20 protein-coding genes and 3 tRNA genes are annotated in these 25,121 nt (G+C 51.6%); 13 read left to right on the top strand and 10 right to left on the bottom strand.

Annotation, left to right across the window (positions count from 1 at the left end; genetic code table 11):
* Positions 1–27: 27 nt before the first annotated feature.
* From JK223_RS06245 to JK223_RS06235, 3 genes are all read right to left on the bottom strand, one after another.
* Positions 28–1,071, bottom strand: coding sequence for a glycosyltransferase family 9 protein (locus JK223_RS06245; protein WP_212713346.1), 1,044 nt, complete (start codon positions 1,069–1,071; stop codon positions 28–30).
* Between the two features lie 323 nt (positions 1,072–1,394).
* A complete protein-coding gene (locus JK223_RS06240; protein ID WP_212713345.1) occupies positions 1,395–2,531 on the bottom strand; it encodes an AI-2E family transporter in 1,137 nt (378 codons plus the stop codon).
* A 950-nt stretch (positions 2,532–3,481) separates the two neighbouring features.
* Positions 3,482–3,557, bottom strand: a tRNA-Ala gene (locus tag JK223_RS06235).
* Between the two features lie 284 nt (positions 3,558–3,841).
* Between JK223_RS06235 and JK223_RS06230 the strand changes: the two genes are divergently transcribed.
* Positions 3,842–4,198, top strand: a complete 357-nt coding sequence (locus JK223_RS06230) for a YfeC-like transcriptional regulator (protein ID WP_212713344.1) — start codon at positions 3,842–3,844, stop codon at positions 4,196–4,198.
* Between the two features lie 42 nt (positions 4,199–4,240).
* Here the strand turns inward: JK223_RS06230 and gltX are convergent, their stop codons facing one another.
* Entirely contained in the window at positions 4,241–5,656 is a 1,416-nt protein-coding gene (gene gltX, locus JK223_RS06225) for a glutamate--tRNA ligase (RefSeq protein ID WP_212713343.1), read from the bottom strand.
* A gap of 271 nt (positions 5,657–5,927) precedes the next feature.
* On the opposite strand from gltX, the gene JK223_RS06220 reads away from it, so the two are divergent.
* Positions 5,928–6,003, top strand: a tRNA-Val gene (locus tag JK223_RS06220).
* Positions 6,004–6,006: 3 nt separating this feature from the next.
* A tRNA-Lys gene (locus tag JK223_RS06215) sits at positions 6,007–6,082 on the top strand.
* A 363-nt stretch (positions 6,083–6,445) separates the two neighbouring features.
* Here the strand turns inward: JK223_RS06215 and nadS are convergent.
* From nadS to JK223_RS06200, 3 genes are all read right to left on the bottom strand, one after another.
* A complete protein-coding gene (nadS, locus tag JK223_RS06210) occupies positions 6,446–6,730 on the bottom strand; it encodes a NadS family protein (RefSeq protein WP_212713342.1) in 285 nt (94 codons plus the stop codon).
* A gap of 1 nt (position 6,731) precedes the next feature.
* On the bottom strand, positions 6,732–7,064 hold the full coding sequence (locus JK223_RS06205) for a type II toxin-antitoxin system RelE/ParE family toxin (protein WP_212713341.1): 333 nt from the start codon (positions 7,062–7,064) through the stop codon (positions 6,732–6,734).
* A gap of 544 nt (positions 7,065–7,608) precedes the next feature.
* Positions 7,609–8,529 carry a LysR family transcriptional regulator gene (locus tag JK223_RS06200; protein ID WP_212713340.1) on the bottom strand — a complete coding sequence of 307 codons (921 nt, stop codon included), beginning with the start codon at positions 8,527–8,529 and terminating at the stop codon, positions 7,609–7,611.
* Between the two features lie 91 nt (positions 8,530–8,620).
* On the opposite strand from JK223_RS06200, the gene JK223_RS06195 reads away from it, so the two are divergent.
* The 4 genes from JK223_RS06195 (at position 8,621) to JK223_RS06180 (ending at position 14,130) form a co-directional block, all read left to right on the top strand.
* A complete protein-coding gene (locus tag JK223_RS06195; protein ID WP_212713457.1) occupies positions 8,621–9,628 on the top strand; it encodes a bile acid:sodium symporter family protein in 1,008 nt (335 codons plus the stop codon).
* Between the two features lie 242 nt (positions 9,629–9,870).
* Complete coding sequence (locus tag JK223_RS06190) at positions 9,871–11,013, top strand: HlyD family secretion protein (protein ID WP_212713339.1); 1,143 nt, start codon at positions 9,871–9,873, stop codon at positions 11,011–11,013.
* A complete protein-coding gene (locus JK223_RS06185; protein WP_212713338.1) occupies positions 11,010–12,581 on the top strand; it encodes a DHA2 family efflux MFS transporter permease subunit in 1,572 nt (523 codons plus the stop codon). Before JK223_RS06190 ends, JK223_RS06185 begins: the two co-directional genes overlap by 4 nt.
* Before the next feature lies 1 nt (position 12,582).
* Complete coding sequence (locus JK223_RS06180) at positions 12,583–14,130, top strand: efflux transporter outer membrane subunit (protein WP_249213501.1); 1,548 nt, start codon at positions 12,583–12,585, stop codon at positions 14,128–14,130.
* A gap of 18 nt (positions 14,131–14,148) precedes the next feature.
* On the opposite strand, the gene JK223_RS06175 is transcribed toward JK223_RS06180, so the two are convergent.
* The 3 genes from JK223_RS06175 to zipA are packed head-to-tail and all read right to left on the bottom strand — an operon-like array spanning position 14,149 to position 17,500.
* Positions 14,149–14,373: a DUF3820 family protein gene (locus JK223_RS06175; RefSeq protein ID WP_212713455.1), complete on the bottom strand. Its 225-nt coding sequence runs from the start codon at positions 14,371–14,373 to the stop codon at positions 14,149–14,151.
* A 2-nt stretch (positions 14,374–14,375) separates the two neighbouring features.
* Positions 14,376–16,394 carry an NAD-dependent DNA ligase LigA gene (gene ligA, locus JK223_RS06170; protein ID WP_212713337.1) on the bottom strand — a complete coding sequence of 673 codons (2,019 nt, stop codon included), beginning with the start codon at positions 16,392–16,394 and terminating at the stop codon, positions 14,376–14,378.
* A gap of 59 nt (positions 16,395–16,453) precedes the next feature.
* Positions 16,454–17,500, bottom strand: a complete 1,047-nt coding sequence (gene zipA, locus JK223_RS06165; RefSeq protein ID WP_212713336.1) for a cell division protein ZipA — start codon at positions 17,498–17,500, stop codon at positions 16,454–16,456.
* 211 nt (positions 17,501–17,711) lie between these two features.
* On the opposite strand from zipA, the gene cysZ reads away from it, so the two are divergent.
* From cysZ to arnB, 6 genes are all read left to right on the top strand, one after another.
* On the top strand, positions 17,712–18,503 hold the full coding sequence (gene cysZ / locus JK223_RS06160) for a sulfate transporter CysZ (RefSeq protein WP_212713335.1): 792 nt from the start codon (positions 17,712–17,714) through the stop codon (positions 18,501–18,503).
* Between the two features lie 117 nt (positions 18,504–18,620).
* The gene (cysK, locus tag JK223_RS06155; RefSeq protein WP_212713334.1) at positions 18,621–19,589 is read left to right on the top strand and encodes a cysteine synthase A; all 969 of its coding nucleotides are present in this window, start codon (positions 18,621–18,623) and stop codon (positions 19,587–19,589) included.
* A gap of 388 nt (positions 19,590–19,977) precedes the next feature.
* Positions 19,978–20,235 carry a phosphocarrier protein Hpr gene (gene ptsH / locus JK223_RS06150; protein WP_025903583.1) on the top strand — a complete coding sequence of 86 codons (258 nt, stop codon included), beginning with the start codon at positions 19,978–19,980 and terminating at the stop codon, positions 20,233–20,235.
* A gap of 157 nt (positions 20,236–20,392) precedes the next feature.
* Positions 20,393–22,120: a phosphoenolpyruvate-protein phosphotransferase PtsI gene (ptsI, locus tag JK223_RS06145; protein ID WP_212713333.1), complete on the top strand. Its 1,728-nt coding sequence runs from the start codon at positions 20,393–20,395 to the stop codon at positions 22,118–22,120.
* A gap of 42 nt (positions 22,121–22,162) precedes the next feature.
* On the top strand, positions 22,163–22,666 hold the full coding sequence (gene crr / locus JK223_RS06140; protein WP_212713332.1) for a PTS glucose transporter subunit IIA: 504 nt from the start codon (positions 22,163–22,165) through the stop codon (positions 22,664–22,666).
* A gap of 1,315 nt (positions 22,667–23,981) precedes the next feature.
* The gene (arnB, locus tag JK223_RS06135) at positions 23,982–25,121 is read left to right on the top strand and encodes a UDP-4-amino-4-deoxy-L-arabinose aminotransferase (RefSeq protein ID WP_212713331.1); all 1,140 of its coding nucleotides are present in this window, start codon (positions 23,982–23,984) and stop codon (positions 25,119–25,121) included.

The following is a 25,121-nucleotide window of genomic DNA, read 5'->3' as shown; positions in this document are numbered from 1 at the left end:
ACGGGGCCTTCGCAGGCCCCGTTTTTTTTAACGCTCAGCCACCACCGTGGCCTGATCCGCGGCGACGACCCGTTGACGTAACTGCATGAAGTGCTTCACCACCACCTCCACTTCCAGCCGGGAAACATCCTGCCCGGGGGCCTCCAGGATTTCTGAAGGTACCTTCCAGGGGCCCCAGAACCAGGCATCACTGTTACCGAACAGGGCCACGGTCGGCACCTGCACTCCGGCGGCGACGTGCAATGCCCCGCCATCACTGGTCAGTATCTGCTGGCAAAGAGACATGCCGGCAATCAGTTCTCTCAGGTTACGGGTCTGTGCCGGGATCAACGCAATATCCGGGCAGGCCTCAATAATCTGCCGGGCCTTATCATCATCCCCCGGATGACTCTTATTGTCCGCCGCGCCGGGTGACCAGAACAGCAGGAACTGACAAGGCTGCTGCGAGGCAATCTCATGCATCAGACGAATAAATTTCTCTGCCGGCCAGCGCTGTTCCGGCTTACGGGAGCTTATCTGAATACCAAACACCGGAAGTTCTTCCGACAGCGGCAGACGTTCACGCATGGTCAGGATCTCTTCGCGGGTAGGGTACAATTCCAGTCCGGCCGGCGGCTCAGTGACCCCAAGGGGAGCGGCAAGGCGGGAGAATAACTCAACAATATGACACTGCTCACCCGACAGAGTCACCGGGTCACTCACCTCCGGCGGGGTATCATTACCAATGGCTATGATACGCTTCGCACCGGAGAGTCTGGCCCATTTCAGCGGCCGCTCAGACCACTCCCCGCGGGCAATAATGGCGACGTCATATCCGGCATTGCGTACATTCAGGTAGCTTTTAACCCGCTGAAAAAGGACAGAAAACAATGACTGCCCCGGCTGCCGGTGGTGTAATTTACTGTAGGGATGAACCTTCCCCACATGAGGATTATTTTCCAGAACCTTTTGATTATAGGTATTTACCAGCAGGTCAACCTTGCCCCCCAGAGTACGTGATAAGGAGGAGATCAGCGGCGTAGTCAGTATCAGATCGCCGATGTTATCCCTCTGAATAATCAGTATTTTCATCTTTTGGTCAACTTTGTTGTTTTATTTGTACGCTCAGGCGGCCAGGCGCCTGCCACTGTTTTACAGGCTTATCATCATGTTCAGAATCATCAGTCCGACGGCCTGAGTCCAGGATCCGCAGGAGTCTCCCACTACGTGGAGCCGGAGACCTTCCTGTACCGGCGATGCTTCTGATAAGACCCTCTGATGTATAGAAGGTTGCAGCCGCAAGGCAGAAAATATGACCGCACGTAGAGATGAAAAAACCCCTGAACCAGGGGTTTTTAGTGACGACGCGCTTAAAAGTGCCGCGACCGGGCTGACAGACACGCTTTTATCAGTGACTAGTCGGCTTTATCCGCCGTCACCTGCTGCACTTTATGACTCTCCCGTCCTTCGGCAATAACATCATCATCGATTCTATCGGTATTGGACTGGTTGTCACGACCGGATAATAAATTCCAGCAGGCGATGAACAACGCAGCAATCAGCGGTCCGATAACAAACCCGTTAAGGCCGAACAATTCCATTCCGCCCAGGGTGGAGATCAGCACCAGATAATCCGGCATACGTGTTTCTTTACCCACCAGTAACGGACGAAGGATATTGTCCACCAGCCCGATCACGACGACAAAGAAAACCACGAGGAAGACTCCTTTCCACAGCGGCCCGGCGGCGAGGAAATAGATAGCCACCGGCAGCCAGATAATGGCTGACCCGACGGCAGGGACCAGTGAAAGGAACGCCATTAATGCCCCCCACAGCACACTGCCTTCCACACCCAGGAACCAGAAAGCCAGCCCCCCCAGCGCGCCCTGCACGATTGCCACGACTACCGTTCCTTTTACCGTGGCTTTGGAAACGGCGGCCAGTTTAGTGAACAGGTGATGTTTTACATCTCGGCTCAGAGGCAGGGCATCCAGTACCAGGCTAATCAGATAGGCACCATCCTTCAGGAAGAAGAACAGCAGGTATAACATAATGATAAAACCGACCGTAAAGCTGAAGGTTCCCTGCCCTATCACCAGCGCGCTACTGGCCAGTGTATGGCTCCCCTGCATCGCCAGGCCGGAAATTCTTTGCTGAAGCTGATCGACATTGGTCAGGTGATAACGATTCAGAAACTCCTGCACGAAGCCAGGCAGATGTTGAACCACAGTGCTGATGGAGGTGGATAAAAAATGGTTGTTCTGCTGGAGATTGTTGTAGACCTCATTGCCTTCATAAGCCAGAGAGCTCATCACAACCACACACGGAATAAAGACGATCAGACAGATGATCAGTAACGTCAGTAATGCCGCCAGACCATTTTTATCGCCAAGCCACGCCCTGATCCGTGTTTTAAGCGGATAAAACAGCAGTGCCAGAATCACTCCCCAGAATATGGACGAGTAATATGACTTGAGTACCATGCAAAACGCCAGGGTACTCAGCAATAAGAGCAGCACAAAAAATCCTTCATTAATGCCTTTGATTCTCATTTTTTATTCTCATTATCTCTGAATAAGTTACTGTTAACTGTAGTGAATAAAGTACAGAAAGCAACTTCCCGGCAACAGGATGCAGAAGAAATAGCCATCATTGCCCCGGTAGTCACAGGAAAAACAGTTTATTCACTCGCCGGAAGACGATCTCCCCTGCGCATTCTTCTGCAGTCCCCTTTCACCATGCCTGGCAGCAAAAACACAGAGGCGCTGATCCCGGTGAAGGCCACGAATGAGTTGACTTACTGAAAGATAACAGGAAATTCGGGGGCCTTTGCAGTGAGACGCCCGGACCTCAGGATGCCCCGGCTCTGTTTCACGCGTATCACCGCCAGTATTGCACAGCCGGAAAACACACTGTTCGGCCATTCGCCCTGATACGTCCCCCGCAAATGGCCTAAGAGCGGTCGCACAAACACGTGAGCTGCTCCCCTGCCACAACATACGTCTGTCGCGTTGCCGGTATCACTGTCATTCCTTAATACACTGCCGGGTTTCTCTGAGCATCCCGGAGGATCCGCCTCTCCGGCACGACGCCGATTGCCGGTCACCTGCTGGCGGCAACGTCCCTGAACCATACTAAGCGTCTTACCGTTTCGTCGCGATACAGACAGCGGGGGCAGTAAAAAGTATTTATCTGCCGACGGCCACAGCTAATGACAAACCTAAAAAACCTGAAAATAAGGTTATACATCATGACGTTACTTTAAATGATAACAGGATAACTATTTCGAACCGAGAACTGAGAACTGAGAACTGAGAACTGAGAACTGAGAACTGAGACTTTGCAGGGATAATGACCGATAGCCGACGAATAACAGCCTAACGCTTTATTTAATAAGCCGTTAATCGGGACAAACTGAGATCAGGAAAGCAGTGCTAACGATGATAATGCTGAAGCTGAAGGATGAGGCTGAAAGAAAACAGATCGGACGAGAAGAAAGAAGTGGTGGAGATAAGCGGGATCGAACCGCTGACCTCTTGCATGCCATGCAAGCGCTCTCCCAGCTGAGCTATACCCCCAGACCGAAAATTGTCAGGGCTGACCTGACGGACGGCATAATATGAAACCGGCGCATGAGTGTCAACGGCAAATTTCTGATCTGTGTGCAACTGCTGAAAAAGCCGCCAGATTCAGGGGGTAACCTCATCTGCAGCTCCTCAGGATCGCAGTCCCCGGGGAGTTAAGGAAAATAAAAAGTGAATCCGTCCATAGGGATGATGACGAAATCTTTTCTTTTTTCAAAGTACACGTTACCTTTCATTGTAAAATGACATCGTTACATCAACCAGGAAAGGAAAACAGTGTGAAAAAGGAATGGATGACTCCGGAAGAACTGGCGCTGGAAACAGGGTATAGCCGCCAGACGATCAATAAGTGGATCAAGCGTGAAGGCTGGACAACCCTGCCAAAACCTGGTGTACAGGGAGGCAAAGCCCGGCTGATACATATTGATGAAGAAGTGAAGACGTTTCTGGATTCCATCAGGCATGTGTCTGAACCGAAAGGCAACTATTTTGCCGAAAAAGATCCACTGGCGACCCTGCTGTTGAGCAGTATCAGTCAGATGACACGTCATGAAAAAGAACAGTTAAGCGGGTTGTTACTTCGTGAAGGGATCCGCGGAATGCTGCAACGACTGGATATCCCGGACGGGGAATAATAAAGACCGGAAACCCGTCGGTTTCCGGTACATTGACCGCGTTTACGCCTGTGCTTCGCGCTCTGCAATAAAGCCTAAGGCTTTATGAATACGGGCGATACTGCGTTGCTGGCCAATTGCCGCAACGGTCACGTCCAGGCCCGGAGACTGCCCGGCACCGGTTACCGCGACACGTAATGGCATGCCCACTTTACCCATACCCACTTCCAGTTCATCGGCCGTAGACTGAATTGCCTGATGAACATTCTCAGCCGTCCAGTCAGTGATCGCTGCCAGTTTCTCAGCCACACATTCTAATGGCTGACGCGCAACCGGACGCAGGTGCTTTTTCGCAGCATCTGCATCGAAGGCATCAAAGTCTTCATAGAAATAACGGCAGCTTTCCGCCATTTCTTTCAGTGTCTTGCAACGGTCGCCCAGCAGTTTAACCAGTGCAGGCAGTTCCGGCCCGACAGCGGTATCGATGTTCTGCTGTTCAATATGCCATTGCAGCTGGGTTGCCACATATTCTGCCGGCAGCGTATTAATATAGTGGTGGTTCAGCCACAACAGCTTTTCAGTATTGAAAGCACTGGCAGATTTGCTGACAGCATCCAGACGGAACAGCTCAGTCATCTCAGCCACAGAGAAGATTTCCTGATCACCGTGCGCCCAGCCCATACGAACCAGATAGTTCAGTAACGCTTCCGGTAAAAAGCCATCATCGCGGTACTGCATCACACCCACGGCACCATGACGTTTGGACAGTTTTTTACCGTCATCTCCCAGAATCATAGAAACGTGTGCATACAGCGGCACCTGCGCACCGATCGCTTTCAGGATGTTGATCTGACGCGGGGTATTATTGATATGGTCTTCACCACGGATCACGTGGGTAATTTCCATATCCCAGTCATCGATCACCACACAGAAGTTATAGGTCGGTGAACCGTCGGTACGACGAATGATCAGATCATCCAGTTCCTGGTTACTGAATTCAATCGGACCACGGATCTGATCGTCAAAGATCACCGAACCTTCCTGCGGGTTACGGAAGCGAACCACACAAGGCTCATCATTACTGTGATGCTCATGGCTATCACGGCAACGTCCGTCATAACGAGGTTTTTCGCCATTTTCCATCTGCGTTTCACGCAGTGTCTCCAGGCGTTCTTTAGAGCAGTAGCACTTATAGGCGGTTCCGGCCTCCAGCATCTCATCGATGACCTGGTTATAGCGGTCAAAACGTTTCGTCTGGTAATAAGGACCTTCATCCCAGTCCAGGTTTAGCCAGTTCATACCATCCATAATGGCTTCGATGGCTTCCGGTGTGGAGCGTTCAAGATCGGTGTCTTCTATACGCAGAACGAACTCACCTTTATTGTGGCGGGCGTATAACCAGGAATAAAGAGCGGTGCGGGCTCCACCCACATGTAAGTAGCCGGTAGGACTTGGCGCAAAACGAGTCTTAATTTTCATTAAACATTGCCTTAGGACGCGGTTTTATCATCACTGACGACAAAAACCAGAAATAAATGCGGAATTCAGTGGATTCATTTTAACACCTGGCAGTGAATCCTCAATCATTGCTCGCCCTCTGAAACTGTTTAATCTGCGTTTTGCGATAAAAAAAACACCGTTTTGTTTAAAACCCCCGCAGGGTGGCTATTTTTAAAACGAACGAACATTTTATTCAGGAAAAGCGTTGACTCATATTCAACTATCCCTATAATGCGACTCCACACAGCGGGGGTGATTAGCTCAGTTGGTAGAGCACCTCCCTTACAAGGAGGGGGTCGGCGGTTCGAACCCGTCATCACCCACCAAACGGGTCGTTAGCTCAGTTGGTAGAGCAGTTGACTTTTAATCAATTGGTCGCAGGTTCGAATCCTGCACGACCCACCAATTCAGAAAAAAGCTCCCTCAGGGAGCTTTTTTCGTTTCTGCCCTCTGATAAGCCCGCTCACCGTCTGCGTAATGTCAGCCAGGTCCCGGAAATATTGCCCGCATCAGCATCAGCATCAGCATCAGCAGTAAAAATTACACGGCCCTGCTGACTCACTAAAATCACTCACTGTGCGCATTTTTATCGGCCCCCTGCTCTCTGAGAACCGGATGATGGGATGAAGCTCTGCGCAGTGTCAGTCCGGTTTCGGAAAGTTTTCATCGCCGCCCGCCAGGGGGCCGGGTCTTATCTTTTCCGCTGGCATTAGCGTGACACGTAAAGCACCGCTTCTGACGGGTTACCTGCCACTTTCCCCGTCATTTTTAGTGGGCTGCCAGCACCTTAAAGTACTGCGGGTCGTCCTGAAGGGTCGCCAGAACCTTCGCGGCCAGCCCGGTCGGGTTACGCCGTTTCTGCTCCCAGCTTTTCACCGTATCAAGACTGGTACCCAGCGCTGCCGCCAGCTCGGCCTGCGAAACGTTCAGTTTCGCCCGGATAGCTTTAACATCCGCGACGTTATAACGGGTTACCCGTGCCGGTAACGCGTCACCCTTTTTGATGGCGACGGCTTCTTCGAGAGAGGTTTTCAGTTCGTTAAAAATGCTCATGCTATACCTCATCTTTGAGTTGTCGGGTCAGTTTTTTCAGCGCCGCTTTTTCTGCCGCGCTCAGACTGTCCTTAGTATTTTTCGGATAGGCCATCACCAGCCAGATAACCTCACAGGTCGCCAGAAAGTAAATGACTCTGGCACTGCCGCTTTTCCCCTGATGGCCGGTCGCCATTCTGACTTTTCTCAGTCCGCCGGTTCCCTGAATTAAATCCCCCTTTTCCGGGGATTCAATCAGTTCACACTGCAATGCTTTCAGCTCATCGTCCGTGGCAATCATTCGGATTTGCCGGGTAAAAAGCGACGTCTCAATAAATTCAATTGAATGATCCATAAAGGACTCCCTTCCAGGGTGACATTGTACTCCGTTATCTGTACTTTACCAGCCCGTTGTTAATACTCATCCCCGGGCACCGGCACGTCCGGTGACGTAGCATCTTTCGGCCAGAGTCCTGTCCTCCGGCTTAATATGCCAAGCGACCGGCCAGCCCGTTCAGGTAAATGACCGGTTCTGTTCAGCGGAGCACTCTCAGCGGCTGAGGTCTGATTCGCCCGCCGTGTCATTTTTTGCCAGGTCTGCACTCTACTAACACTACCTGATAAAGTTTACTGCGGTGTTTCTGAGTCACGCGGTAAGATCTGTGAGACGCTGAGTCAGCGATTTTCAGTCCCCGTATGGCATTACACCGATCCTGTGTAATGCCACGGAATTAACGACAGGTCTCGGTGGCGGGTAATAAACCCTCAGATAGAGGGCACTAAGACCCCGGATGACAAAGCTTTCCTTTATTACCGCGACGACAGGTATCACCGGGAGCACAGATCCCCTGCCTGCTTTTATTCACGGGTTGTCGTCCCGCCCCCCGGCACACATTCCCTTAGCATTCAGGAATAAAATCCCGGTGGCTGCTCAGATAATCCGCCTGTTCACAGACCAGTTGCCAGATAGCTTCTGCCGCCGGACTCAGTGAACGGTTTTTTCGCCGGATAAGCATCAGTGTCCGGTGATACTCCGGGTAGATCCGCCTGACGGCCAGCTGACTGCCGGAAGGTAGTGGCAATGCCAGCGCCGGCAGAATACTAATACCGATCCCGGCTTCTGCCATCGGATAAAGCGTTACCGGATGCCCGACCTGCTGGATCACACGGGGGGTTATGTTTTGTTCGCGAAAAATGTTATCAATCAGCGCCCGGCTACCGGAAGCATAATCCTGCAGCACCAGATCCCGATCACGGAGATCTCCCCAGTTGACCGCGGGGGCTGCACTCAATGGATCGTCTGTCCGGTACAGCAACAAAAAAGGATCATTCAGGATGGGCTGGATCTCAAATTCATCACTATTTAAGGGATCGATAACGATACCAAAGTCGACCGTGGCGTTCAGTACACTCTGCAGTACCGACTGCTGAACACTGTCCTGCAGCAACAACCGTATCTCCGGATAGCACTGCCGTGCCTGTGCCAGGCAGGCGGGCATTAACCGCGCAGAAATCGTCTGACTGGCAGCCAGCCTGACCGTGCCACTGCGCTGTCCCCCATAACGCCGTAGCTCCAGTAACGTCGTGTTCAGCTCCTCCAGTTGCACACCCAGCTTCGAGGCCAGTTGCTGACCGGCATGAGTCAGCCGGACTTCCCGGGTCGTCCGGTCCAGTAATTTGACACCAATCTCGGCCTCCAGCGCTTTGATACTATGGCTGACCGCAGACTGGCTCAGGCCTACTCCCTGCCCTGCCAGACTGAAATTGCCTTCGGTGGCGACAGCCACAAATACTTTCAACTGCCTGAGAGTATAATTCATGCATTATATTCATATATAGGTTCGATAAATTAATTTTATTTCTAAGCTGCATTACCGCACAATATTTTTTATTTCAGATCGGAAAATGACGATGGGATTTCTGCGCCTTGACCCGATGATGATAAAACTCATCATTACCGTATTACTTGCCACCTTTCTGCCAGCGAAAGGCGGTTTCGTGCCGTTTTTTGAATGGCTGACCACTGCCGCTATCGCTCTGCTGTTTTTTATGCACGGCGCCAAATTATCCCGGGAAAAAATCGTGGCCGGCAGCAGCCACTGGCGGCTCCATCTGTGGATCATGTTCAGTACCTTTATTATGTTCCCGATCCTTGGGTTGCTTTTTGCGTGGTGGCATCCGCTGCACATCTCTGCTGATCTCTATAACGGATTCCTCTACCTCTGCATCCTGCCGGCGACCGTTCAGTCTTCCATCGCATTTACTTCGCTTGCCGGGGGCAATGTTGCGGCGGCGGTGTGCAGTGCCTCTGCCTCCAGTTTACTGGGGATTTTTGTTTCTCCGCTGCTGGTCGGGCTGGTCATGCATGTTCACAGTAATGTGCCGGGTAACGGGATGGAACAGATCGGAAAAATCATGCTGCAGTTGCTGGTGCCATTCCTGCTGGGACATTTTTCCCGTCGCTGGATTGGCAGCTGGGTAGAAAAACACCGTTCGCTGATCGGGAAAACGGATCAGACCTCGATTTTGCTGGTGGTCTACTCCGCGTTCAGTGAGGCCGTGGTCAACGGGATCTGGCATCAGGTCAGCCTCGCGACCATGTTGTGGATCATCGTGGGCTGTCTGGGACTGTTATCCGTCGTGCTGTTGATCAACGTAATTGCAGCCCGTGCGTTCAGATTTAATCGTCAGGACGAAATTACCATCCTGTTTTGTGGTTCGAAGAAAAGCCTGGCCAATGGCGTACCGATGGCAAACATCCTGTTTCCTGCCAGTACTATCGGTATCATTGTGTTACCGCTGATGATTTTCCATCAGGTTCAGCTGATGGCCTGTTCATTTATTGCCCGTCACTACCGAAAACTGAATGATGACGCTGCTGAACAGGAGCAAATAACCGCCTCTTCATCCGGACAGTGATCCCTCCGCAGCGCAGCTACCATCAGGTTCTGCGCTGTATTACCCCCGTTCCCCCGCCTCCGGTACAGATATTTTCGGGTTTTCCCGCTATTGATTTTTCTGCCGACTCTGTCAATGATTAGTGCTGTGCTATTAAGACAAATCAGTCCGTTGAGTCAGTCCCACCACCTCAGTGACGATAATAAACTGAACTAAAAGCGTTTCAGGGCTTCACTTTTCACTTTTTAAAGGCAAAGGCAGATATGAACGAACAAACGCATGATGACAGCGCGGAAAAGAGCGCGGCCGCCTCTTCATCTCAGGATGATCAGCAGAAGAAAGAGAACTCACCGCCTGATGACGAGCGCAAACGCCCCGGTAAAAAACCGCTGATCATCCTGGCGATTGTCGTGGTGGTCGTCATCATCGCAGCCGTTATCTACTGGCTGATGAACCGCGGCATCGAAACGACAGATGATGCATTTACCGACGGGAATGCGGTGACCATTTCTCCCCGGGTCTCCGGCTATGTGACACAGTTACTGGTGAAAGATAACCAGAAGGTTAATAAAGGGGATCTGCTGGCCGTTATTGATCCGCGGGATGCTATCGCTCAGCGTGATCAGGCTCAGGCACAACTGGCACTGGCCAATGCGCAGCTCCAACAGTCCGAAGCTCAGTTAGCCCTGGCTAAAGTTCAGTATCCGGCGCAGAAAGAACAGGCACTGGCAAGCCAGGCCAGAGCCAGAGCGGAACTGAACAATGCTACCGCTGCCTATCGCCGCCAGCACGGGGTTGATCCGAAAGCGACCTCGCAGACCAATATAGACAGTGCCACGGCCCAATGGCGCTCTGCCCAGGCAGAATATCAGAACGCCACAGCACAGGTTGATGTCGCCTCACAGGTCGCACTGCAGATCCGTCAGCAGGAAACCAATGTTGAAGCGCGCAGACAACAGGTGACACAGGCGCAAGCACAGCTGGAAACGGCCGAACTCAACCTCTCATATACCCGCGTGACCGCCCCCTATACCGGTTTTGTGACCAAACGTAATGTCGATCAGGGTAGCCTGGTCCAGGCAGGCAGCAGTATGTTTGCGCTGGTTTCGCCGGATATCTGGATCACCGCGAACTTTAAGGAATCCCAGCTGGAATCGATGAAACCTGGCGATCACGTCGATATCAGTGTCGATGCCTGGCCCGATTTGAAACTGCAGGGCCATGTCGACAGTATCCAGATGGGCTCCGGTTCACATTTCTCTGCATTCCCGGCGGAAAATGCCACGGGTAACTTCGTAAAAATCGTACAGCGAGTGCCGGTTAAGATAGTTATCGATAAAGGACTGGACCCGAACCATCCGCTACCACTGGGCTTATCTGTCGAACCTGAGGTAACCATAAAATGAGTGGCGCCACAGAGTGGCGTCCGGCAGCTAACCCCTGGCTGGTCGCCTTAACGGTAACGCTGGCGGTGTTTATGGAGGTACTGGATACCACCATCGTCAATGTCGCCCTGCCCCATGTGGCGGGGTCGCTCTCATCCAGTTACGATGAATCCACCTGGGTACTGACGTCCTATTTAGTGGCTAACGGCATTGTCCTGCCTATTTCTGCCTTCCTTAGCCGGTATTTTGGCAGGAAACATTACTTTCTGCTGTGTATTGTGATGTTCACACTGTGTTCATTCCTGTGCGGAATGGCCACCGAGCTCTGGCAGTTGATTTTATTCCGTATCCTGCAGGGATTCTTCGGTGGTGGCTTACAGCCGGTTCAGCAGTCAGTCCTGCTGGACTACTTCAGTAAAAAAGACCGGGGTAAGGCCTTCGGTTTATCGTCGATAGCGATCATCGTCGCACCGGTCATCGGACCGACGCTCGGCGGATGGATCACCGATAACTTTAGCTGGCGCTGGATTTTCTTTATCAATATCCCGGTAGGGATTATGACCGCACTGGCCATTTACCAGTTGCTGGAAGATCCCCCGTGGGAGAAAAAAGCGGCAAAAGGCAGTCTCAGTATCGACTATATCGGTATCGGGCTCATCACTCTGGGACTGGGTTGCTTACAGGTTTTTCTCGATCGCGGAGAGGATGAAGACTGGTTTGCATCGCACTTTATTGTGCTGTTTGCCACGCTTGCGGTTATCGGGATCACCGGTGCCATTTACTGGCTGATGTATACCCGTAAGCCGGTGGTCGATATTCTGGTGATGAAGGATCGCAATTTCTGGGTCTCAGGTTTACTGATGGCGGGCATGGCTTTTATCCTTTATGGCAGTTCGGTGGTTATTCCGCAACTGGCACAGCAGGAGCTGGGTTACACCGCAACCCTGGCGGGCCTGGTACTAACGCCCGGGGCAATTTGTGTGATTCTGGCCATACCCGTGGTGCTGAAACTGATGCCCGTCGTGCAGACCCGCTACATTATTATGTTCGGTTTTGCTTCACTGGCACTTTCGTTCCTCTACTCAGCGATGCACCTGACGCCGGACCTCGATTTCACCTCCATGGTAATTATGCGTAGCCTGCAATCCATCGGTCTGGGATTCCTGTTTGTACCGTTAACTACCGTGGCGTTTATCTCGATTCCGCAAAAACTTAACGGGGACGCTTCGGCGCTGTTTACTATGTTCCGTAACGTGGCAGGCTCCATCGGGATTTCATTATCCACCGCAGCCATTACCGAGCGGGCACAAACCCGTTCCGCCTACCTCTCGTCCAATATGACGTCCCTGAACCAGCAATTTGATCAGGCGGTGTCGAAAATGACGCACGCGATACAGAACTTTTCGAGCGCCGCCGGAGATGCAACCTCTCTGGCCACAGGGCAACTGTATAAACAGATGATCAGCCAGGCCCGTTTTCTTGCCTATGTGGATGTCTTTTCAGGCCTCTGTATTATCGGCCTGATCCTGTTACCGTTTTGTTTATTGCTGGCTCCGGTCAAAAGCGAAGGCAGTGCCGGAGGCCATTAAAATGAAGGAAATTACTATGCGATCTGTCAGTTATCGCTTCAGTGCAATCGTTGTCAGTCTGTTACTGGCAGGATGCAGCGTGGGCCCTGATTTTCATGCCCCGGAAAATAAGTTACCCGCTAACTGGCACAATCTCGACTCGTCTCAGCAATCCCGTCCGGAAACTGCCGATACGTCAGCCAGCTGGTGGAAGAATTTTAATGACCCGCAACTGGATAGTCTGATCCAGCGGGCGATTGCCGGTAACCTGACATTACAACAGGCGATGCTGCGTATCGCCGGGGCCCGTGAACAGGTCAATGAGGCCACCGGCGGCTTTTTCCCGACGCTGAGTGCGCAGGCCAGCTATGCCCGCCAGCAGGTCGGTTTAAAAGGCCTGCTTAAATCACACGGTGTCTACGATAATCTGAACGAGGAAGGCAGTCAGCTGGTGAATTCGGCGACCGGCAGTGTGAACTTTTATCAGGGCGGATTTGATACCCGCTGGGAGCTGGACCTCTGGGGCAAAGTACGTCGCCAGCGGGAAATGGCGCAGGCCGAACAGTTGTCAGCTATTGAACAACGTAATGATGCGTTAGTGTCACTCGAAGCCGAGGTAGCGCGGACTTACCTGCAATTACGTGCTGCTCAGGCAATGACCCGTGTCACAGAAGAGCAGATCACCATTGCCCGTCAGACACAGCAACTGACGGAAAGTCAGATGCAGAACGGCCTGGCCCCGGCCACCGATCTGCAAAGTGCCACTGCCCAGGTCACGTCCCTTGAAGCACAGTTGCCGCAATATCAGGCGCAAATCAGTCAGGCCATGAACGGACTGGCGGTCCTGCTGGGCAAAGCCCCGGGCACACTGGATAACGAACTGATACAGGTGAAACCTTTACCTGCCCTGCCGGCGATGATTTCTGTCGGCGTCCCGGCAGAGCTCGCACGCCGGCGACCGGATATTCAGGAGGCGGAAGCCACACTGCATGCCCGCACCGCAGATATCGGAGTCTCGGTTGCGCAGCTTTTCCCGGATATCTCACTGACAGGCCAGCTGGGGGTCAGGAACACCGATGCCAGCTATCTTGACGACTGGAGCAGCCATTTTTATAGCATTGGTCCCGGCATCTCATTGCCTATCTTCCAGGGAGGGCAACTGGTGTCGCAGGTCAGACTCGCCAGGGCTTCTCAGGCAAGTGCGGCACTGGACTACAGAAATACTGTGCTGAGAGCATTGCAGGAAGTTGAAAACGGACTGGTAAGTTACCGGGCGGATCAGCAGCAACTGACATCGTTACAGGCCTCTGCAGATGCGCTGCAACAGGCATTTTCACTGGCCAGCGAAAGTTACTCAAAAGGTCTCAGTAGCTATATCAATGCCCTGGATGCACAACGGCAACTGGCTCAGACAAGGTTACAGTTGATCAGCGCCCGTGCACAGACCGCCACAGACCTGGTCGCATTATACAAAGCGCTGGGCGGAGGCTGGGAAAACTATCAGGCCGTATCACTGCCGGAGTATCCGGTATTCGGAGCGACCCCGAAAACCGGCGTTACCGCACAATAACCATAGCCCACAGGGTACTCAGTACCCTGTGGTTTTCCGTAGCGGATCCACCAATCCCTGTAATCCTTCTATCTTAATCGCCAGCGCCAGCTGCATTAGCTCACCGAGATGCCCCGCCGGAAAGACCTCTTTGCGGGCAAACCACAACAGATATTCTTCCGGCAGGTCTATCAGCACCCGCCCCTGATATTTTCCGAAAGGCATGCGGGTATTCGCCAGCGCAATAAGGTCCTGCTTGTTCAGAGTCAGCCTCCCAGCCAATCGATCATTTGCTGTTCATCAATGACCTGAATACCCAGTGCATTGGCTTTTTCCAGCTTGGATCCTGCCGCTTCACCGGCAATCAGCAGATCCGTTTTCTTCGACACACTGCCACTCACTTTCGCGCCCAGTGCGGTCAGCCGGTCTTTTGCTTCATCACGGGTCAGCTGACTTAATGATCCGGTCAACACGACGGTTTTACCCGCAAACGGATTATCGTCCACCGGAGTGGCTCCGCGCCCGGGGGCCGGCCAGCGAATGCCGGTCTCTTCCACCAGCTGGCGGATCACTTCACGGTTACTCTCTTCATCCATAAAATGGCGGATATGGCTGGCCACCACCGGCCCCACATCCGGGACTTCCTTCAGAGCCTCCAGCGGCGCATCCATCAGTGGCGGCAATTCACCAAAGTGTAACGCCAGGCTCAGGGCCGTCGCTTCACCCACTTCGCGGATCCCCAATGCAAAAAGAAAACGGGGAAGCGTGGTCTCTTTTGATTTTTCCAGCGCATCAACAATATTTTGCGCCGAACGTGGCCCCATCCGATCAAGCCCGGTCAGTTTTCCTGCGGTCAGACGGAACAGATCGGCTGGCGTATGCACATATTCTTTTTCCACCAGCTGGTCGATGATCTTATCTCCCATCCCATCCACATCCATCGCTCTGCGCGAAACAAAATGCTTAAGGGCTTCCTTCCGCTGAGCGCCACAGATCAGCCCCCCCGTACAGCGGGTCACGGCTTCACCTTCGGTACGCTCCACATCAGAGCCACACACCGGACAGTGGACAGGGAAGATGATTTCCTGTGTGACATCCGGGCGTTCAGAGAGAACCACATTGACAATCTGCGGAATAACATCCCCGGCACGGCGGATAACGACGTTGTCGCCGATACGGATCCCCAACCGTTCTATCTCATCAGCGTTATGCAGCGTGGCATTACTGACCATCACGCCGGCGACCTGTACCGGTTCAAGGCGGGCGACCGGGGTAATCGCGCCTGTACGTCCGACCTGGAATTCCACATCACGCACCGTGGTGACCTGCTCCTGGGCGGGGAATTTAAAGGCAGTCGCCCAGCGCGGGGCCCTGGCGACAAATCCAAGCTGTTCCTGCAAGGCCAGTGAGTTAACTTTAATCACCACGCCGTCAATATCAAAGCCCAGTTCAGAGCGCTGTTCGCCGATACTGTGGTAGAACGCCAGTACGCTTTCCGGGGTATCACAGACGCGGACATGATTATTGACCGGTAATCCCCAGTGTTTCAGTTGCTGCAAACGTTGCCAGTGCGTATCCGCCAGTTCTCCCCCTTCAGAGACTCCGATACCGTAACAGCAGAAGGTCAGCGGACGCTTTTCGGTAATTTTTGGATCCAGCTGACGCAGGGAACCGGCAGCGGCATTTCGTGGGTTGGCGAAAACTTTTGCACCGCTTTTTCGTGCACTGTCATTCAGTTTTTCAAACCCTTTCTGGTTCATAAATACTTCACCACGCACTTCCAGCCGCGCCGGAATGCCGTCACCGGTTAAACGCAGAGGAATTGCACGGATGGTACGGACGTTCGCGGTGATATTTTCGCCGGTCGTCCCGTCACCCCGGGTAGCTGCCTGTACCAGCTCTCCCTGCTCGTATAACAGGCTGACGGCCAGGCCGTCCAGTTTCAGTTCACAGCAGTATTCCACCGGAGCGCTACTCTTCAATCGCTCAGAAACACGCTTATTGAATGCCAGAAAACTCTGGTCATCGAAGACATTATCCAGAGACAGCATCGGCACTTCATGACGGATAGACTCAAAACCGGTCAGCGGGGCAGCCCCGACGCGCTGTGTCGGGGAATCGCGGGTGATCAGTTCAGGATGCTGTTCTTCAAGAGCTTTCAGCGCCTGCATCAGTTTATCGTATTCGGCATCAGGGATTTCCGGTGCATCCAGCACATGATAGAGATATTCGTGATGCCGCAACTGTGTGCGCAGCTGGTTGAGCTGTTGGCGGATGTTATTCATACAACCCCATAAGATAAAAAACCCCCGACTAGCGGGGGTTTATTGAGACAAATTAGCGATTAAGCGATTTCAGTGACTTCCCGGATACGTGTTTTGTACACTTCCAGTTTCTGCGGAGTGATCATTCTGCGTTCATCATCAAGAACCACCGCCCCCACATCGTCAGCAATTCGCTGTGCAGACTGTAACATCAGCTTGAAATTCTGGTGTGCATCCCCGTAGGAAGGGACCATCATAAAAATGGAAACGCCAGGGGTGGTAAAGTCACCCATCTGTTCCGGGTCAAATGAACCGGGCTTCATCATATTCGCCAGGCTGAACAGTACCGGACCGCTGCCGGATGGGTTCAGATGCCGGTGGAAAATGTTCATTTCACCGAACTGGAAACCGGCCTGCAGAATCGCCTGCAATAAAGGCTCACCATTCAGCTCTCCGCCGGTATGCGCAGACACATGAAGCACCAGTACCGCTTCTTTAGCACCACCGGTGTTTTCCGCCGCGGGCGCGTCGGTATTTTCCGGAGCTGAAGGTTCAGCCTCAGCAGGGACACTTTCAGCCACCGGCTCTGCATCGACGTCAGCCTCATACGCGGCCTCAGCCTGAGGTGCGCGCATCTCTTCACGTGGCACAGAATCACTCGCCGGAGCAGCAGTTTTCGGCGCAGTGGTTATGCCTGGCGCAGCATAGGCATTATCCGCCACCGATTCCGGACGCTCAGGGGTAATCTGTGGCTGATGAATGTCGGCGGTGATCTCCGGTTGCGTGGCTTCATAGTCTGTTCTGACATCCATCAACGGATCGGCTGAAGGCTCAGGCCGGTCACGCAGTGATTTCTTCAGCGCAGGCTTAGCCTCTGGCGCACGGGTAGCACGTTTCTCAGCCGGAGCAGGCTCCTCCTCATATTCACGGCTGGCGCGAAAATCAGAGACACTGTCCTCTTCCTCAAAGCTGAGATCATCATCGTTACGTTGTTTCAGACGTTTGTGCGGGCGATCGCGAAATACAGAAGACCGCTCCTTACGATTGGTCCACAGACCATGCAGGAGAAGTGCAACGATGGCAACCGCACCAACAACGATTAATATCAGACGCAAATCCTGCATCATTGTATTCTCTGTTGTTCCAATACTTTGCCTAAAAAAGGCACCTTTACCCTTAAATGTATTTGCAGGGCCGGACAAGTGCAAGTCTGCATAGTACTTTCTGACAAATAATATGCTATCCGTCGTGTAACTGCTGACTTTTTAGCCAATATTTACTTACCCGTCCGCTAAACAACGTTATGATATGCCTAAGTTACGTCAGGAGAATGATTGAATGCCGGAAGGAAAAACCAAAACAGCGATGAACGGTGTCGACTACTTTCGTCAGGGATGGCACCTGGCGATGCTGCCGGGCATCCGTCGATATGTCATCGCCCCGTTACTGGTCAATGTACTGCTAATGGGCTCTGCACTTATCTGGTTATTTAAACGACTGAATGTCTGGATTCCGGAATTACTCGGCCACATTCCGCACTGGTTGCAGTGGCTGAATTATCTCCTCTGGCCACTGGCTGTTCTCTCGCTGCTGCTTTTCTTTGGGTATTTTTTCTCGACCCTTGCCAACTGGATTGCCGCGCCGTTTTGCGGACTACTGGCGGAGCAACTGGAAAATAAACTCACCGGGCACCCTCTTCCGGAGATTGGCTGGGCAGGACTGATTAAGGATTTGCCCCGCATTATGTGGCGTGAGTGGCTTAAGCTAAAATATTATCTGCCGCGGGCTCTTCTGCTGTTGCTGGTACACTTTATCCCGGGTATCGGACAAACCCTCGCTCCGCTGCTCTGGTTTATCTTCGGCGCATGGATGATGGCGATTCAGTACTGTGATTATCCCTTTGATAACCATCGTGTGCCGTTCGTGACCATGCGCCAGGCCCTGGCCACCCACCGGAGTGCGCACTTACAATTTGGCGGGCTGGTCAGTGTGTTTACCCTGATCCCGGGGGTTAATCTGGTCATTATGCCTGTTGCCGTTTGCGGGGCGACCGCCATGTGGGTTGACCAGTACCGGGGCCTGTCAGCTACGCTGGCTGCACAGGGTCAGCGTGACGTGAAAAGCAGCTGAGTAAAGCGGCCTTTATTGCCCTCTGAAATAAGGATATACGATTTCTTTCCTTCACTGTCTCAAAAGAAAGCGTATTCTCATGTCGTGCTCCACATTTCAAAGAGTTAAGGACAAGCTATGAGTAAGATTTACGAAGATAATTCTTTAACCATTGGCCATACTCCGCTGGTCAGACTCAACCGCATTGGTAACGGGCGTATTCTGGCAAAGGTTGAATCGCGTAATCCAAGCTTTAGCGTTAAATGCCGTATCGGCGCCAATATGATTTGGGATGCGGAGAAACGCGGTATCCTGAAACCCGGGGTTGAACTGGTTGAACCCACCAGCGGCAATACCGGTATCGCTCTGGCTTATGTGGCAGCTGCCCGGGGCTATAAACTGACACTGACCATGCCGGAAACCATGTCTGTTGAGCGCCGTAAATTACTCAAGGCCCTGGGAGCTAATCTGGAGCTGACGCCAGGGGCTCAGGGGATGAAAGGCGCTATAGCTAAAGCCGAAGAAATCGTCGCCAGCAACCCGGCCAAATATGTCCTTCTGCAGCAATTCAGCAACCCTGCCAACCCGGCAATCCATGAAAAAACTACCGGTCCTGAAATCTGGGAAGACACCGACGGTGACGTGGATGTCTTTATTGCCGGCGTCGGGACCGGGGGAACACTGACCGGGGTCAGTCGTTACCTGAAAAACACCCGCGGTAAAAAATCACTGGTGAGTGTCGCGGTAGAACCGACAGATTCTCCGGTGATCGCGCAGGCACTGGCAGGCGAAGAAATTAAGCCCGGCCCGCATAAAATTCAGGGGATCGGTGCCGGCTTTATCCCGGAAAATCTGGATTTATCATTGGTTGACCGCGTAGTCGCGATTACCAACGAAGAAGCTATCTCCACCGCACGCCAGTTAATGGAATCTGAAGGCATCCTTGCCGGGATCTCCTCCGGTGCAGCTGTCGCCGCAGCACTGAAACTGCAACAGGAACCGGAGTTTGCCGATAAAAATATCGTTGTTATCCTGCCGTCTTCCGGAGAACGCTACCTGAGTACCGCATTATTTGCTGATCTGTTCACCGAAAAAGAACTTGGCTAATAATCAGTGGGTTACGCTGCCGGTTCGTCTGTCTGAAAAAAGCACCTGCGGGTGCTTTTTTTGTGTCCCCGATCTCATTTTTACCCTAAATCGTATTGCTTTTTGACGTCAAGGTTTGTTATCAACGCTGATATTTATTTAGAAGCCCGAAATAAATAGTCATTGTTATGAAGCGGATCAAAACCAGCACAATTACCGATAGGGCATAATCCAAATTAACGGCATAATGATTCGGTCAGGTGTGCGGATTTACCGCAAACTATGAACAGGCGAAACCGGGTCTGCTAACTGACATTGCCCGTACAACCGGGCTTTGTCGCAGGAGTCCACAGGGACGTTTTCCGGCTCCGGTGCCAGAATTAACCTCTGATAACGTTGGGGAAATAAAATGTTTCAGCAAGAAGTTACTATCACAGCTCCTAACGGTTTACATACCCGTCCTGCAGCGCAGTTTGTCAAAGAAGCCAAGGCTTTTCAGTCCGAAATCACCGTTACCTCAAATGGTAAATCTGCCAGCGCAAAAAGTCTGTTCAAGTTGCAGACGCTTGGTCTGACGCAAGGGACGGTTATCACCCTCTCTGCCGAAGGCGAAGATGAGCAGCAAGCCGTTGAACATCTGGTCAGCCTGATGGCTGAACTTGAGTAGTGTTGTCATTCAACGGAAACAGTGTAGATTTATTGAAGATTATGCAACAGTCTTGATCGCGGACAACATGTCCGCGTTATTGCTTCCGTAGATTACACTGATTACGGAAAATGGCGTACCGTCATTCTTTTTGGCCATCGTACTTAAAGGTAAGGTTATGATTTCAGGCATTCTCGCATCACCCGGTATCGCTTTCGGTAAAGCTTTGCTGCTGAAAGAAGATGAGATCGTCATCAATCAGAAAAAAATTGCCGATGATCAGGTTGAATCAGAAGTTGCTCGTTTCCTTGAAGGCCGCAGTAAAGCCGCTACACAGCTGGAAGCCATTAAAATAAAGGCTGGCGAGACTTTCGGCCCGGAAAAAGAAGCGATCTTCGAAGGTCATATCATGCTGCTGGAAGATGAAGAGCTTGAGCAGGAAATTATTGACCTTATTAAGAAAGATCATCAGTCGGCCGATGCGGCTGTACAGGCGGTGATCGAAGATCAGGCCGGTGCGCTGGAAGAACTCGACGATGAGTATCTGAAAGAACGCGCTGCGGATGTGCGTGATATCGGTAAACGTCTGCTGCAAAATATTCTCGGCTTAACGATTGTCGATCTCAGCGCTATCAGTGACGAATCTATTCTGGTCGCCAAAGACCTGACGCCTTCAGAAACAGCACAGCTGAACCTGAAAAAAGTACTCGGTTTTATCACCGACCTGGGCGGCAGAACCTCACATACCTCTATTATGGCCCGCTCTCTCGAGTTACCGGCCATTGTAGGCACCGGCAGTATCACCCGCGAAGTGAAAAACGGTGATTACCTGATCCTGGATGGCGTCAGTAACCAGGTGCACATCAATCCGACGGCAGAGACCATTGCCGAACTGCGCGATGTACAGGATCACTATCTCAGTGAAAAAGCCGAAATGGCTAAACTGAAGGATTTACCTGCCATTACTCTCGACGGTCATCAGGTGGAAGTCTGTGCCAACATCGGTACGGTGCGGGATGTGGCCGGGGCTGAGCGCAACGGCGCAGAAGGTGTCGGACTGTACCGTACCGAGTTCCTGTTTATGGACCGTGAATCTCTGCCTACCGAAGATGAACAATTTGCAGCCTATAAAGCCGTTGCGGAAGCGATGGGCTCACAAGCCGTGATTGTGCGTACCATGGATATCGGAGGTGACAAAGACCTCCCTTACATGAACCTGCCGAAAGAAGACAACCCATTCCTCGGCTGGCGCGCTATCCGTATTGCTATGGATCGTAAAGAGATACTGCATGCGCAGTTACGCGCCATTTTACGTGCGTCCGGTTTTGGCAAACTGCGCATCATGTTCCCGATGATTATCTCGGTAGAAGAGGTCCGGTTCCTTAAAAACGAAATTGAACTGCTGAAAACACAATTACGTGACGAAGGTAAAAGTTTCGACGAAAATATAGAAATCGGAATTATGGTCGAAACACCAGCATCGGCTGTGATTGCACGCCATCTGGCGAAAGAAGTCGACTTTTTCAGTATCGGCACCAACGATCTGACCCAGTATACTCTGGCGGTAGATCGTGGTAATGATAGAATTTCTCACCTGTATAATCCGATGAGCCCTTCCGTTCTGGGCCTTATCAGGCAGGTTATCGATGCATCCCATGCTGAAGGTAAATGGACAGGGATGTGTGGTGAACTGGCCGGTGATGAACGTGCTACACTATTATTACTGGGAATGGGGCTGGACGAATTCAGTATGAGTGCCATTTCAATTCCACGTATCAAAAAAATTATTCGCAATACTAATTTTGAGGATGCGAAAGCATTAGCAGAACAGGCACTGGAACAGCCGACCGCGGACGATTTGATGACACTGGTTAACCAGTTCATCAAAGAAAAGACACTCTGCTAATCAGCCATACGCGGGCCCAAAATTACTGCTCAGGAGAAGATCATGGGATTGTTTTCTATATTATTCGGCGAGAAGTCTGAGAGTACCTCCGGTACTATCGATATAGTCGCCCCGCTGTCCGGCGAAATTGTAAACATTGAAGATGTTCCTGATGTGGTGTTTGCTGAGAAAATTGTCGGTGACGGTGTGGCCATACGGCCGAACGGAAGCACAATTGTTGCCCCGGTAGATGGCACTATCGGTAAAATTTTTGAAACAAACCATGCTTTTTCTATCGAGTCCGATAACGGCATTGAACTGTTTGTCCACTTTGGTATCGACACTGTCGAGCTCAAAGGTGAAGGATTTACACGCATTGCTTCAGAAGGGCAGAAAGTCAAAAAAGGCGATATCGTGCTCGAATTCGATTTGCCTTTCCTCGAAGAAAAGGCCAAATCGACGCTGACGCCGGTCGTGATTTCCAATATGGATGAAATTCGTGAACTGGTTAAACTCACCGGTCAGGTCGTTGCCGGAGAAACACCGGTCATCCGTATCAGGAAGTAATTCTTCCGGATAAGCCAAAGACGTCAGTCAGGGAATACTCCCGGCTGGCGTTTTTTTTCGGCCTGAGATCTGTCTGCAAAGGTGCTTACAAACTCACACGACTTCGCTGACGGTTTGAAATATTCTTAATTACCGGAGTGTCCCTCATCCCTGCAGGATAATATTCGCAATAATTAACTTCATGTTTTTAAAAACATTCACCAGTACCTGGCCGCTGACATCTCCATAGAGTTTTTATCATTCAATAATATATCCTGACATATTTCTCCTGCTCCTCTGCTGACCCGCAAACAAAAATAAAACTGTCACCTTCTGTACTTTGCATCTCACCTGTCGCACTGTTTTTCTTATATAATAATAAATTAAGTTATTCCTAATCAGCATCACCAGACTCAGAGACTTACTGCAGCGTATCAGGCACTGAGCTTTCAGGCTCAGAAAAATACGATACCGCCTTCACGCCAGATCAGCAAAGTCTCCCGTTGGTTAATATCATTGACGACGACTTCTCACGTCGTAATACACTCATCAGTCGTGCCATAATCTGTATTTTTCTTATTTCGCAGCGTGCTGGCATACCTTGAAGAAGACCGCCCCTCTCGCCGGGGCACACTGCCTGTACGTCAATCATCAACTGAAAGCGCATTTCCCGGCATACCGGACAATCTCAGCACAACCGGACCCGGACATAGAACCCGGGCTTAGGGCTTAGGGCTTAGGGCTTAGGGCTTAGGCAGGAACGATACACTGGTGTCTGACACCGTCAAGTCCCCCCTGTGCAGAGAGCCATTTCCTGCCGGCGGCTGGTCACTCCCGGCTACCCTACGTTACTGGCTGTTCAGCGGACACAATGATGACGAAGTGTGAAAAATTATTTTTCCTCGCCTTATACTGCAACTGTTTTTTTCAATATCCCTTTGGGGTGCTAGACGATTAATTAAAATATGCAAAGCCGAAAAATGCCATTTTTCACCACTGGTTATCTTTCGTTTAATTTCGGGCGCGATTTTTTATAATTGTTTATGTTCCATTAAATATTCACCGGTCAGACAACATTAAAAAAAATTAATAATCATGCCTTCGTAAAATAATTTAAATATTCTTCCTGTTCCCCCGGAACTTTTCCTCTGTATAATTCTCTTAACCTGAGTAAAATACAGGGCACATCACCCTGTATTTCGTTGAATCATCATATATATCTGGTCAGGTACTATTCCTTTCAGGCTGCGTTATTCGCGCTATCCGCCATGCATGTTTTGCATAACGGAATACGTTTACCTGCTGACCAGCTTTTATTTTAATACCAGGAAATTTTATGACTGATTTTATTCCTTTTTCACGTCCCTCTCTGGATGAACAGGATCTTGATGCAATTCGTGAGGTGCTCCGGTCCGGGTGGATCACCACTGGTCCAAAAAATCAGGCGCTTGAAGCAGAGTTCAGCCAGCTTACGGGAACAAAGCATGCGATTGCCGTCAGTTCAGCAACCGGCGGAATGCATATCACACTGATGGCCGCGGGTGTGGGCCCGGGCGATGAGGTCATTACTCCGTCGCTGACCTGGGTGTCTACCGCGAATATGATTTCGTTACTGGGGGCAACGCCAGTGATGGCAGATATTGACCCTGATAACCTTATGGTGACAGCAGCCACCCTGGAAGCGGCCATCACCCCGCGGACCAAGGCAATTATTCCGGTACATTATGCCGGTGCGCCGGTAGATTCAGACGCCATCTATGAGGTGGCTCGCCGTCATAATCTGCTGGTTATCGAAGATGCTGCTCATGCTACCGGATGTTACTACAAGGGGCAGCACATCGGTCACCATGCCACAGCCATTTTCTCATTCCATGCCATTAAAAACGTAACCTGCGCGGAAGGCGGAATGATCGTTACCGACGATGATGAACTGGCCGCCCGCATACGGACACTGAAATTCCATGGCCTGGGCGTAGATGCCTTTGACAGGGAGACACTGGGCCGTAAGCCCCAGGCAGAAGTGATCACCCCCGGCTTTAAATATAACCTGACCGACATTCAGGCCGCGATTGCCCTGAATCAACTGAGTAAACTCCCGGCGATTAATAGCCGCAGGGCAGATATTGCAGCCCGTTATACCGAAGCCTTCGCCGATGCTCCCGTATTACCTCTGGCCCTGCCCGCCTGGCCCCACCAGCACGCCTGGCATTTATTTGTGTTACGGATCGATGAGACACGTTGTGGTGTCAGCCGGGATCAGTTTATGCAGCAAATGAAAGACCGGAATATCGGAACCGGTATGCATTTCCGCGCGGTGCACACCCAGAAATATTACCGTGAACAATTTCCGGACCTGCACTTACCGGCCACCGAATGGAACAGCGACCGTATTTGCTCCATTCCCCTGTTTCCGGACATGACCGATGGCGACTGTCATCGGGTGATTACCGCCATTAAAGAAATTACCAGGATGTAA

The sequence above is a fragment of the Tatumella sp. JGM118 genome (genome assembly GCF_018257515.1).
GTDB lineage: Bacteria > Pseudomonadota > Gammaproteobacteria > Enterobacterales > Enterobacteriaceae > Tatumella > Tatumella terrea.
The sequence above is the reverse complement of the archived record's forward strand: the minus strand, read 5'-3'. Positions and strand labels throughout refer to the sequence as shown.